This is a genomic window from Pseudomonas frederiksbergensis, assembly GCF_035751725.1.
Taxonomy (GTDB): Bacteria; Pseudomonadota; Gammaproteobacteria; order Pseudomonadales; family Pseudomonadaceae; genus Aquipseudomonas; species Aquipseudomonas frederiksbergensis_A.
This window is the reverse complement of the sequence record NZ_CP142104.1, coordinates 1930452-1943960: the sequence shown is the minus strand read 5'-3', so window position 1 is coordinate 1943960 and position 13509 is coordinate 1930452. Positions and strand designations below refer to the sequence as shown.

General features: G+C 63.2%; 3 protein-coding genes (1 of these 3 cut by a window edge). All 3 read right to left on the bottom strand.

Annotated elements, in window-relative coordinates; all coding sequences use genetic code 11:
* Positions 1–321 precede the first annotated feature (321 nt).
* Positions 322–2784, bottom strand: a complete 2463-nt coding sequence (locus tag VQ575_RS08650; protein WP_039593987.1) for a TonB-dependent siderophore receptor — start codon at positions 2782–2784, stop codon at positions 322–324.
* A gap of 294 nt (positions 2785–3078) precedes the next feature.
* Positions 3079–6282, bottom strand: coding sequence for a non-ribosomal peptide synthetase (locus VQ575_RS08645; RefSeq protein ID WP_325919458.1), 3204 nt, complete (start codon positions 6280–6282; stop codon positions 3079–3081).
* A protein-coding gene (locus VQ575_RS08640) for a non-ribosomal peptide synthase/polyketide synthase (protein ID WP_325919457.1) crosses the window boundary here: on the bottom strand, positions 6279–13509 show its 3' portion. 6239 nt of this gene lie beyond the right edge of the window; 7231 of the gene's 13470 nt are visible here — the last part of the coding sequence; the start codon falls outside the window, past its right edge; the stop codon is at positions 6279–6281. The genes VQ575_RS08645 and VQ575_RS08640 overlap by 4 nt, the downstream gene beginning before the upstream one ends.

Sequence of the window (13509 nt, the reverse complement as noted above, 5' to 3'; positions counted from 1 at the left end):
AGGGCCGAAGCCCTCCCACGCACAGTCAGCCATAAGGCAGACAGCCGCTCGCGCGGCTGAGAGTGCGCCATTCTAACCCTGGGCGACCAAACCCGGTCGCTGATTTTGTAGCGACGGACAAAGCCTATCCCCAGCGCTTGCGAACCACCAATCGACACGACTCGTCAGAAATTTCCGGCTCGCCACATTTTTTGTAGGAACACTCTTTCCCGTCGCGAGGGAGCTTGCTCCCTCGCCACGGTTTTGTGTTTTCAGCCAGATTGACCGCATAAAAAAACCGATCCGCACAAGGCGGGTCGGTTTTTCTGTCTTTGCAGGAAATCAGAACTGCGGCGTGTACTTCACGGTGAACATCAGATTACGTGGATCGCCAAAGTTGTTGTTGCCATTGAGCTGGTTGTAGGCCGGGGTGATGTAGGTCTTGTCGAACAGGTTGTTGGCATTGACCGCCAACCCGATCTCCGGCGTCAGCTGGTAGCCGACACGGGCATTCCATACGGTGTAGCCCGGTACGTCATAGTTGAGATCGTAGACCTGCGTATGGCTTTGGGTGGTGAAGCCCAGGCCGGCGCTGGCGCGGTTCCAGTCGCCGGTGAACTGGTAGTTGCCCCAGACGCGCAGCATGTGTTTCGGCGTCCAGGTACTGAAGATGCTGCCTTCATTGTTCGGATCTTCGAGGTATTTGGTGGTGTTGTAGGTATAGCCCGCGAACAGCTGCAGGTTATCGATCACCTCACCGCTGATCTCGGCCTCGATGCCCTGGCTGCGCACTTTCCCCGCCGCCTCGGAACAGTTCAACCCAACGCAGCTGGGGATGTTGACGGCACGGTTCTCATGGTCGTAGCGGAAGACCGCCAAGGACGTGTTGACCCGCCCGTCCATCAACTCACCCTTGAGGCCGACCTCATAGTTCTTGCCGACGATGGGCTTGAGTACCGAACCGTCGGGATCGACGTTGGTCTGCGGCTGGAAGACGTCGGTGTAGCTGGCGTAGACCGCCCATTCGCGGCTCAGGTCATAGACGATGCCGGCATAGGGCGTGACCACGCCGGTTTCGGTTGAGGTGCTTGGGGTGTTGGGCGTGATACCGGTTGCCCTTTCGGTCTTGGACTTGTAGCTGAAGTCGTACCAGCTGACCCGCGAGCCGAGGATCAGCGTCAAGTCGTCCACCGGCTTGACGCGCCAGGTGCCGTACACGCCTTTCTGGCGGACGTCGTATTTGCTGAGGGTGCCCATGCCACCCGGGCTATTGATCAAGCCTTCATAGCTGATGTCGGGACGGTTGTTATCAAGGTCGAAAATGAAGTCGCTGCTGTTGTTGAACGTGCGGGCGTATTTGTCATCCGTCTCCAGCTGGGAGTAGTTACCGCCGAGCATGACCTCCTGTTCCATCGACAGGGCTTCGAATTTGCCGACCAGGTTCATGTCCAGGCCCACTTTGGTGGACTGGAAGTCGGTGACGAAGTCGGCATATTGCACACGGCTGCCATCGGGCAGCAGGCCGCCCGGGCTTTGGGTGCGCTGGTTTTTCGCCTGGTTGTCCTCGGTCATGTGCACGGCGCCGACCTTGAATGCCCAGTCCTCGTTGAAGCGATGCTCCAAGTCGGTGTACAGGGTGGTGACATCGATATCGGAACGGTTCCAGCGCGCGCCGGTGTAGGTGGAGCGCGACACGTCCGGCATCGAGCCATCGGCGTAGCGTGGCAAGCCGCGGATGTTGCCGCGCGATTCGCCATTGGACTGGCTGGCCGCGAAGCCCAGGGTGGTGTCTTCACTCAGGTCGATGTCCAGCGAGCCGTACAACGAGTGGGTCTTGGTCCACGCGTGATCGACAAAGGAATTGCTCTGGTCTTCATCGGCGACGATACGGCCACGGATGTTGCCGGCGTCGTTCAGCGGGCCGCCAGCGTCCAATTGCAGGCCGTAGTGATCCCAGGACCCGGCCTTGCCGGTCAGGGTCACGGTCGGTGCATTCTGGCCACGCTTGCGCACCAGGTTGACAGCGCCACCGGGGCTGCCGGTGCCTTGCAGCAGGCCGGACGCGCCACGGAGGATTTCCAGGCGGTCGAAGAAGATCAGGTCCTGGGTCGCCCAGTTGCCCAGCGAGTAGGTGTTACGCGGGATCGGCACACCGTCGTACTGCCAGTCATCGATCTGGAAACCGCGCGACGACAGAATCATGCCCTGGCCGACGCCCTGCAGGCCGACGATGCCGGTGGTCTGGTTGACGGCATCCTTGAGGCTGACCAGGTTCTGGTCATCCATCTGCTTGCGCGTCATCACCGTGACCGACTGGGGAATTTCCTTGAGGGTGTGGGTGCCCTTGCCGATCGTCACGGCATTGCTGGTGTATGAGTTGCTGCCTTCGGTCGTCGCAGCCAGCTGTTCGGCGTTGATGGTCGTTGCGCCCAGTTCCAGGCCTGCGGCAGAGCCCTTCACCAACATCAAGGTGTTGCCCTCGAGGCTGTGGCGCACGCCCGTGCCCTTGAGCAGTTCGGTGATGGCCGCCTGCGGGCTCATCTTGCCGCTGACGCGATTGCTTTTCAGGCCGGCCAATTCGTCGGCGTTGTAGATCACTTGCTGGTTGGTCTGCTGGCCGAACGCTTGCAGCGCCTGCGGCAGCGGTTGCGCAGGGATGTTGATGTTGACGTCTTGCGCCATCACCTGGGTGCTCAGCGGCAACACACAGACCAGACCCAGGCCCGTCAACACCCGGCGCGAACGCAGGCCGCGGGACATGACCAGTGCCTTGAACAACGGTTTCAACTCATGAATTGCCGACATCGTGCTCTCTATTATTGGTAGAAGTGAAAAGTCCATGGGGGCCGAATGGCCTGCCGTTCGCCAGCACGGTGCAACTGCTGACCGCCCCCTCCCCGGGACAGTCATCCGCCTGGACGACAGCGAAATTTTTTCCTGGACACAACCGGCGCCTGGGCTGCCCTGCCCGAGCCGATTGGCCGCATACCTTAGTAAGACGCAGCACGTGGAAGAAACCGGAATGAGTTTATTTATCATTCGCGAAAAATATAAAAAAAAGCCGACGCTTGAAGGCGTCGGCCTTTTGTTCATGCCCTGTCAACTACCTTGCGCGGCCTTGGCGGCTTGCAGTTGCCGAGCCTGTTCGGTCAGCCGAGCCTTTTCCTCTGGGCTCATCGCCTCCATGCGCAGGCGTGCCTGGGCGATCTTCTCCAGTTGCCCGGGGCTGTTCTCGTGGGCCCGCAAGGCCGTCGCCAGCGACGCCACGGTCGGATGATCGAAGACCAATCCCGGATGGATGTCGCACTGCAACAGCTTGCGAATGCCGGCCACCAGCTTGATCACCAGCAGCGAATGACCGCCGGCAGCAAAGAAGTCGCGATCGATGCCCAGTCGCTCAAGGCCAAGCAACTGCGCCATGCGCGCAGCGAGCAATTGTTCGAGTCCATCACGGGGTGCGACGCCCTCTTCATCGCCCGTTGCGGCCGCCAACTGCTGCAACGCCTGGCGATCGATCTTGCCGTTGGCCAGCCGTGGGAAGCGTTCGATCAGGTGCCAATGCTGCGGCACCATCACGCTGGGCAAGCGTGCGTTCAGTTGTGCCCGCGCGGCGTTCAGCACATCAGAAGGCAAGCCTTGCGGTGCCACGATAAAGGCCTGCAAGCCCTGCTCGCCCGGCAACACCAGCGCTTCGGCCACCTGCGGCACGCCCAGCAACTCGGCCTCGATCTCCGCCAGTTCGATACGGAACCCGCGCACCTTGACCTGCTGGTCGCGCCGCCCGTGCAACTGAACCCCGCCTTCCGGGCGGTAACGCGCCAGGTCGCCGGTGCGGTACAGGCGCTGCGCAGGATCGAACGGACTCTGGATGAACATCTGTCCGTCGGCCTCGGCATTCAGATAGCCCCGGCACAGTTGCGCGCCGCCCAGGTACAACTCGCCCAGCACGCCCACCGGCACCAGCCGCCGCTCAGCATCGAGGATGTAGGCCTGATTGTTGCCCAGCACCTGGGTCAACGCCGAACAGTCCTCGGCAGCGCCCTCCAGCGACACCGGATGAATCATCACCCCGACCGTGGCTTCCGTCGGCCCATAGTGGTTGAACACCTGGCAATCGCTGCGCAACCGGGCGATGCGTTCGATCAACGTCGGCGCAATCGGCTCGCCGCCGAGCACCAGGGTGCGCGGCAATGCCGCCTGCTCGCTGTCAAGCAACGCCGCGAGGTGCGACGGCACGATCTTCAGGCAATCGATTTGATGCTGCCGGATGAACGTGGCAAACAGCGCGCCGTCCTGCATCTGCTCGTCACTGGCGACATGCAGCGTTGCGCCATTGAACAGCGCGCCAAACAACGCCGTGTTGCCCAGGTCCGCCGCCACGGTGGAGCTGAAGGCCAAGTGTTTGCATTGATCCAGCGCCAAGGCCTGGCTGGCCTGGGCGGTGTAATTGAGCAACTGCCGATGCTCGATCACCACGCCTTTGGGCGCACCGGTGGAGCCGGACGTGAACAACACATAGGCGATGTCGTTGCCCTTGGTCGCCAGTGCCGGCAACGTCGCGTTCGCTGGGCTGAGTCCGTCCAATGCCAGCGCCTTGTGCGACTGGTCCTGCCAAGCCGGCAGGTGCGCCGCGCCGGTGAGCACTAACGCGGCGCCCGCTTGTTCCACCATCAATGCCTGGCGAGCCTGGGGCCATTGGGTGTCCAGTGGCAGATACGCCGCACCGATGCGCCAGCTCGCCAGCATGGCGACCACCAGCTCCGCCGAGCGCGGCAAGGCCAGGGCAACGATCGAACCCTCGCCCAGGCCTTGGTCCTGGAGGCCGAGGGCCACGCGTTCGATCTGTGCGTTTAGCTGACCGTAGCTCCAGGACTGATGGGCGTCGGTCAGCGCGATGGTGTCCGGCGCATGGAGCGCCAGGTCGGCAATGCGCCGGGGAAGATAGCGGTTATCGGCCAGCGCCTGCATCGGCGGGTTGATCGCGCGCAGGCGTGATTCCTCGTTGCGCCCCAGTAGGTTGAGCTGCGCCAGCGGCGTCTGCGCGGCCGCCAGGATCGAGGCCAGCAGCACGTCGTATTGTTCCAGCACAGCGGTGGCGGCGGCTTGCGAATAACGAGCGTCGGCATATTGCAGGTCGATCGCGGCAAGCCGCTGGGCATCGTCCAATTGAACCTGCAGCAGCAGCTCAAGCGGATCAGCCTGCACAGGCGACGATCCCGTCCACTCCAGGCTGTTGTCGCCGTGGACGAAACTTGCCGCAGCGACCGCGAAACCATAGGCGGGATGCGCCGCGTCCGGCGCCAGTTCCGGCGTCCAGTATTCCTGCCAGGTGCGATGGGCTTCGAGCCGCATCGCCAACTCTTCCAGCCACTCACTGAACGGCGCGCTGGCCGGTAATGGTATGCAAAGCGGCAGGGTTTTCTCGAACATGCCGATGGCATGGGCGAAGTAATCGTAGTCGCTGCGGCTGTCATGACGAACGCCCACCAATGCCTGGTCGGAGCCGCTCAAGCGCCCCAACAGCAGCCACCACGCACCTTGCAATAGGGTCGTCAGCGGTTGCCCCAGCTCGTCGGCCAAGCGCTGCAAAGCATCGCGCCGGGCCGGTTCCAACGCCAACGACACACGCGCATCGGCGGTCCCGCTGCCGGCGCGGCGTGCCGCCAGCCATGGCGTGTCGATCTGCGCCTGCAAACCTTGCAGATGTTGCTGCCAATAGGTCCGCGCGGTGGCGGCATCTTCATCGAGCACCACTTCGCTGCGCCATTGCAGGTACTGGCCGAACTCGCCTGGTGCTTCGTCTTCCGACACCTGGCCCGCGTAAGCCTGGCGTACCTGTCCAAGCAGCAAGTTCATCGATGGCGCATCGGCACTGTAACGGGCGATGCCCAGCAGCAGTCGCCATTGCCGTGGCGCCAAACGATAAAGCACGGCTTGGACACCGGCCGATTCGCCGATAACAAAAGCCTGGCCCAGGATTTCGTTGATCTGCGCCTGGACTTCTTCAGCGGATTGTTCGCTTGGGCTTATCTTCAGCGCAAAGCGCCCGGCATGGGCTACCTGGCGCAGGCCGTGGAAACCGGCGACCTTGACCAGCCGCGCCAGCAACATCGGCTGCTGCGCCGCCAGTGTGTCGAAGGCGTCCTGCAATCGCTGCGGATCAAGATCGCCATCGATGACCACGCTCACCCAGCGCAAGGCCTCGCCACGAGTCGTCGTGCCCGACAGTTGCTCAAGCGCCCATTGCTGCTCGGGCGACAGGGCGAAACCCGCTTCCTGCGTGTCCATCATCACCTCGTTCATGCTCCGGTTTCCTCGGTATTGAATGCGCCCCGGGCGGATTGCCCAACGGTCGATGGCCGTTGCAGGCTGGCGTGGTCGTACATATCGCCCATGGCGACGACGATCTTGCGTGGTCCTTCGAACGGGTCGCGGGCGTGGGCCACCAGCATGTTGTCCAGCAGGATCACATCGCCTTTGTGCCAGTCGAAACGCACCGCGCAGGCTTCGTACAACTCACCGATACGGGCCATCACCTCGTCTTCGATCGGTGTGCCGTCGCCGTAATAGACGTGCCGGGGCATGCGCTCCAGGCCGTACATCGACAACAAATCCTGGCGCACGTCCGGCTCCAGCCAGTAGATGTGATGCAGTTGTACCTGGTTGAAGAAGGATTTTTCTCCGGTGATCGGGTGCGTGATGATCGCCGGCCCTGGCGTGCGGGTCTGCAACTCGTCGTTGTCGAGCCAGCGCCACTGGATGCCGCCTGCCCGGCAACGGGCCTCCACTTCGAGGCGATCCTCGGTCTTGAAGAAGTGCTGCCACGACACGTCGAGCTTGTCGGTGAAGGTGCGCACGTACAGCAGCCCCTTGTCCTCGAACTTTTCGCGAAGGTCCGCCGGCAGCTTTTCGTACATCAGGCGGCAGTCCACCACCGGGGTCGCGCCGCCGACGGGCGCGGCCTGCTCGCAGTAGAACATCTGCTTGCGCGGCCAGCGGTCCTGGTGGGAGCTCTCGTTGTGGAACAAGATCATCTTGCGTTCCGGGTACGGGGTGGAGCGGTAGGTGTTCTTGCCCCCTTCCTTCTTCGGCAAGTCGCCGTACTGGCCGTACAGCCCCGGTTGGATCGCTTCGGCGAACGCTTCGAAGCCCTGGATGCCATCCAGCGCGAAACCACGGAACAGGATGCCGGCGTGTTCGGCCAGTTTCTGCTCGATCGATGGTCGGTTCTGCCGGATCCACTCGATGACGTCCAGGTGCGGCTCGCCGGGCTCCAGCATCAGAGGGAAACGCTGAGGCGCCGCCACCAGCGATTCACGCACCAACGCTGGACGCGGCCGCGCGGCCGGGGTTGCCGAGCGCTTGAGGAACTTGCCCAGTTTGTCGGCCTTGGGCCCCGGGGCGTTGGTTGGCGCGGCGGCTGTCGCCACGTTGTCGACTGGCATGCTGATAGCTCCCAATTGAATGTCCTGATCAGCGACGATCTGTTCCAACAGGGTCGTCCAGGCCCGGATCAGGTACTGGATGCGCTCATGTCCGAACAAGGCTGTGGCGAATTGCCAATTACCGCGCAATTGCCCTTCTTCTTCGTCAACGAACAATGCCATGTCGAATTTAGAATGGTTCTGCAGCGCCGGCAGGAACTCCACGCTCAAGCCCGCCATGGAGCGTGTGCGCACCGGCACGTTGTTCATCACGAACAACACCTGGAGCAACGGGTTCATGCCCTTGTGACGAGGCACGCCGCAGGCGTCGACGATCTGGTCGAACGGCAAGTCCTGATGCTCCAGCGCGCCGAGCAGATCGTCCTGGGCCTGGGCCAGGAATCGGCTGAAGGTCACGCCCGCATCGAAGCGCGAACGCAGCGGCAGGACATTGACGAAAAAGCCGATCAAGCGCTCCAACTCAGGTTGTTCACGCCCGGCCACGTCAGCGCCCACCACCAGGTCCTGCGTAGCGCAGTGGCGATGCAACAACACTTGGAACGAGGCCAGCAGCGTGCTGTACAGCGTGACGCCGGCCTCGCTCGACAGCCGCCGCAATGCTGCGCTGAGGTCGACAGGAAGTTCGAACTGCAACGCATCGCCCTCATACGACGCCGTCTGCCCACGAGGATTGTCCAGCGGCAAGTCGAGACGCCCGTTGTAACCGTCGAGTCGTTGCTTCCAATAGTCGGCCTGGCGCGCCAGCACGCCCTGGTCTTCCAACGCCTGCTGCCACAGGGCGAAGTCATGGTATTGGACCTCCAGTGGCGCCAGCGGCATCGGTTCATGCCGTGAAGCGGCTTCGTAGATCTGCACCAGCTCGTTGATCAACAACCCCATGGACCAGCCATCGGAAATGATGTGGTGCATGGCGTACAACAACACATGCTCGGTCGGGCCCAGGCGCAGGATCCGCCCGCGCAGCAGCGGCGCCTGTTCCAGGTCGATCGGAATGCGGGCATTGTCCAGCGTCGCCTGGGCCACGCGTTCCTGCCGTGCACCGGGCGAAAGCTCGGACAGATCGACCAGAGGGAAATCCAGCTCGACTTCGTCGGCAATCAACGCCAGTGGATCGCCTTCGTCGTCCTGGACATACGCGGTGCGCAGCACGGCGTGACGGCGCGTCACTTCGGCAAAGCTGCTCATCAGCCGCTCGACCGACAACTCGCCGCACAGGCGCAGCGCCATGGGCATGCCATACGCCGAAGTACCGCCGGACAGTTGCTCGGCGATCCACAACCGCCGTTGCACCAACGACAACGGTGCCGATTGCCTTGGCCCATGGGCCTTGAGCCGAACCTTGCTGGAGTCGCCTGCGCGCACGGTTGCGTCACCGGTCTCGCTCATCAGCGCCGCCAGTGCGCTGAGCCGTGGATGATCGAACAGGTCACGCAAGCTCAGCGGATTACCCGTGAGTTTGCGCAGCCGGGAGATCGCCTGGGTCGCCAGCAATGAGTGACCGCCGCGCTCGAAGAAATGATCGTTGCGCCCAACCTGCTCCACTTCCAGCACTTGCTGCCAGATGTCGGCGATCCGTTGCTCCAGTTCGCTGGCGGGGGGCGCGTAACCGTTTTGCGTCACCCCGGCCTCCACGCCCGGCAACGCCTTGCGATCAAGCTTGCCATTGGGGGTCAGCGGCAACTGGTCGAGGAACAGCCAGTGGGCCGGGATCATGTAGTCCGGCAGATGCTCCTTGAGTCGGGCCTTGAGTGGATCGCGCAGTGTGTCGGCGTCCGCCGAGGTCACCACGTAGGCCACCAGTTGCTGGCCGCCCGGCCCTTCCTGGGCGAGCACGGCGACTTCGTTGACCTCGGGCTGTTGCAGCAGCCGCGCCTCGATCTCCCCCAGCTCGATGCGGAAGCCGCGGATCTTCACCTGATGGTCGATGCGACCCTGGTATTCGAGCACGCCGTCGGCGCGATAACGGCACAGGTCGCCGGTGCGGTACAGGCGCTCGCCCGTGGTGGAGAACGGGTTGGGCACGTACTTCTCGGCGGTCATCGCCGCTCGCCCGAGGTAGCCCCGGGTGATGCCGGCGCCGCTCAGGTACAGCTCGGCCGAGACGCCCTGGGGCACCGGTTGCAGGTTGGCGTCGAGGAGGTAGCTGGCGGTGTGCTTGAGTGGGCGGCCGATGTTGGCCGTGCCGCCTTGGGTACGGCGGGTCCAGGTTGAGTAGGTGGTGTCTTCGGAGGGACCATAAAGGTCATAGACATGCTCGATTCCCTGTGGGTAAAGGGCATCCACCAGGCTCTGCTTCAGTGGCTCACCGGCCAGGTTGATGATGCGCACGCTGTGCGGAATCTCCCCATTGCGCTGCAACGCGGCGATCGCCGAGGGCACGGTGTTGATCAGGCGCACCTGGTCGCGGGCCGGCAGGTGCGGCAGTTCCAGGGCGTTGCGAGCGATGATCAGCGAACCGCCGTTGGCCAGGGTGACGAACAGCTCCCACACCGACAGATCAAAGCAAACCGAGGTTGAGGCGAGTACGCCTTGGATATCGTCGCGGCTGTAGACGGATTTGGACCAGTCGATCAATGCCAGGACGTTGCGGTGGGCGATGGCCACGCCCTTGGGTTTGCCGGTGGAGCCGGAGGTGTAGATGACGTAGGCGAGGTTGTCCGGTGTGACCTGGGTAACCGGCTCGCTCAACGGATAGCCTGAAAGGTCGAGCTGATCGAGCATCAGCACTTCGGTTCCAGCCGGAACCGTCAACGTCTGGACCACCGACTGCTCGGTCAACAACACCCGCGCCCGGCTGTCATCAAGCATGTAAGCCACGCGTTCGGCCGGGTAATCCGGGTCCAGCGGCACGTAGGCGCCGCCCGCCTTGAGCACCGCCAGCAAGGCGATCAGCAACTGCTCGGAACGCGGCATCGCCACGCCCACCCGCACTTCCGGGCCGACGCCCAGTTCGATGAGCTGGTGGGCCAGGCGATTGGCGCGGCCGTCGAGCTCGCTGTAGCTCAGACGCGTGTTGGCGAAGGTGACGGCCAAGGCGTCCGGGGCGTTTTCCGCTTGGCGGGCGATCATCTGATGAATGCAGACGTCCTGTTCGAACGGCGCATCCACAGGATTCCAGTCATGGGTCAGGCGCTGGTGTTCATCGAATTCCAGCATCGACAGCTCACCCAACGGGCGCTCGCCCTGCGCGGTCATCTGCCCGAGCAACTGCACCAGATGCGCCGCCAATCGCTCCACCGTTACAGCCGAGAAACTCGCCCGCTGATAACTCATGTGCACCGACAACTGCCGCTCCAACCCCACCAACAGCGTCAACGGATAGTTGGTCTGCTCCTGGGTGATCGGCGAACCGAAGCGCAAACCGTCCGGCGCGCCCTGCTCCAAGGCCTCGGCGATCGGGTAGTTTTCGAACACCAGCAAACTGTCGAACAACGCGTCGCCGCCCTGCCCGGCCCAGCGCTGGATGTCGAGCAACGCAGTGTGCTCGAACTCGCGCAGGGCGAGGTTCTGCGCCTGCACCGTTTGCAACCAACTGTCCAGCGACTGCTCGGCCCGAGGGCTGGCGATCACCGGCAAGGTGTTGATGAACAAGCCGATCTGCTGCTCGATGCCGGGCAAGTCAGCCGGACGCCCGGCCACCGTCGCACCAAACGCCACGGTGGATTTGCCGGTGTAGCGCTGCAACAGCAGCAGCCACGCCGCTTGCACCAGCGTGTTAACCGTGACTTTCGAGGAGCGAGCGAAGGCTTCCAGGCGCCGGGTCAACGACTCGTCCAGCACCTGCATATGATCGCCATAACCAACACCGGCGTCCGTCGGCTTGCCAACCGCATCGGCCAACCGTGTCGGTGCTTCCAGGCGTTCTAGCGCAGGCTTCCAGAACGCCTCGCTGGCCGCCGCGTCCTGGCGTTGCAGCCAGGCGATGTAGTCTCGATAACGTCCGCCGGACACGGCCATGGATTGACCACTGTAGCGTTGCAGCACTTCGCCGAGCAGCTGTGAATTGCTCCAGCCGTCCATGAGGATGTGGTGGCTGGTGTAGATCAAGTGATAGCGATCATCCGCCACCCGCACGACCACCAACCGCAGCAACGGCGCAGCGTCCAGGGCAAACCCTTGTTGGCGCTGGGCTGTCGCGAGGGTGTCCAGGTAGCGAGGAAGGTCAGCTTGTATGCGCCCATCCTCAAGCTGCAACGCAACGTCGACGCGCTTGTGCACCACCTGCAACGCACGCTTGAAATCGCCTTCCCAGACAAAACCGCTGCGCAGCACGTCATGAGCGTCGGTCGCCGCTTGCCAGGCCTGGCGGAAGCGTTCGACCTCCAGCCCTTGGACATCCACGCGCATCTGGTTGATGTAATGGCCGGCCTGTTGCTCGTACAGCGTGTGGAACAGCATGCCTTGTTGCATTGGCGACAACGGATAGAGGTCCTCCACCTCCCGGGCCACCAGTGGCAACGCGTCCAACTGCGCCTGGTCCAACCCGGCGAGGGGGAAGTCCGACGGGGTGAAGCCGTGGCGCTGGGTCTCGCAACAGTGGTCGATCAACTCCTGCAATTGCCGAGCGTAATCCACCGCCAGCGCCTGGATCGTCGCCTCGTCGAAGATCTGCGTGCTGAAGGTCCAGTCGATGCTCAACTCGCCGGCATAGACGCTGCCATTGAGGGTCAACCAGTTGTCCAGCGGCGCCAATGGGCTCTGGGCCGCGCCCGCCGATTCGCTGGCAGGGACAAACAGCCCGTCGGCCTCTGCATTGAAGCCGCTGTCGAACTGCCCCAGATAATTGAAAGTGATGCGCGGCACCGGCAGTGCCGCGAGGGCACGACGCGTCGGTTCATCGCCCAGGTAGCGCAACACGCCGAAACCAAGCCCCTTGTCGGGAATGGCCCGCAGTTGCTCCTTGATCGCCTTGATCGAGCCTTCGGCGGTCGCCGTCGGGGTCAGGCGCACCGGAAACAGGCTGGTAAACCAACCCACGCTGCGGCTAAGGTCTACATCTTCAAACAGCGCCTCGCGGCCATGGCCTTCCAGCTGGATCAAGGTCGACGCCTGGCAAGTCCAGCGGCCGATCACCCGGGCCAGCGCCGTCAACAGCAGGTCGTTGACCTGGGTGCGATAGGTCGCCGGCGCTTGCTGCAACAGTCGTCGAGTCAGCTCTTTGTCCAGCCGCGTCTGCACTTGCGCCCCATGGCACCTGCGCAAATCACCTTGGGGATGATCGCAAGGCAGGTCGGGGCAAGCGCCTTCCAATTGCGCCTGCCAGTACGCCACTTGGTTCTGCAACGTCGCACTGCCGGCATGGGCCTGCAACCGTTGCGCCCAAGTCTGTGCCGATGTGGTCTTGGCCGGTAATGTCGGCGTCTGACCGGCTTGCAATTGATCATATGCCCGTTGCAAATCTTCCAGCAGCATCCGCCAGGACACGCCGTCGACCACCAAGTGATGGATCACCAACAACAGCCGCTGGCTGCCATCGGCCAGGGTCGCCAGGACACCGCGCAGCAGCGCGCCGCTGTCCAGTTCAAGGCTGCGCTGGGCGTGTTCGGCCAGGCGTTCGAGGGCCGGCGCATCCGCCACGTCGGCGGTCCACAACAACGGCGAGCGTGGCCAGAGCGTGCGCTGTTCGGCCAGGGTCTTGTGGCGAGCGGTCCAGGTGCCTGCCTCGCAGACGAAGGACAGGCGCAAGGCATCGTGGTGTTCGACCAAGGCCTGCAACGCCTGCTCCAGATGCCCGGCGTTCACCGATCGCACGCATTTGAGCAGCACCGACTGGTTCCAGTGGTGAGGTTCGGCCATGGCCTGTTCGAAGAACAGCTGCTGGAACGGCAGCAGCAGCGTCTCCCCTGTCACCGGGCCCTGGTCGATCACCGGGCCGCCTTCGCCGGTTGTCGCCACGCCAGCCAACCCTTGGATGGTCTGGTGCAGGAACAGATCCTTGGGGCTGAAATGAAGGCCGGCCTGACGGGCTCGGCTCACCACTTGGATGGAGATGATCGAGTCGCCGCCCAGCTCGAAGAAATTATCGGTCACGCCCACGCGATCGCGTCCGAGCACGCTTTGCCAGATATCCACCAGCGTCTGTTCC

Coding starts and splice junctions, on each gene's coding strand:
- VQ575_RS08645 (WP_325919458.1), bottom strand. CDS start 6,282: ATGAACGAGGTGATGATGGACACGCAGGAAGCGGGTTTCGCCCTGTCG.
- VQ575_RS08650 (WP_039593987.1), bottom strand. CDS start 2,784: ATGTCGGCAATTCATGAGTTGAAACCGTTGTTCAAGGCACTGGTCATG.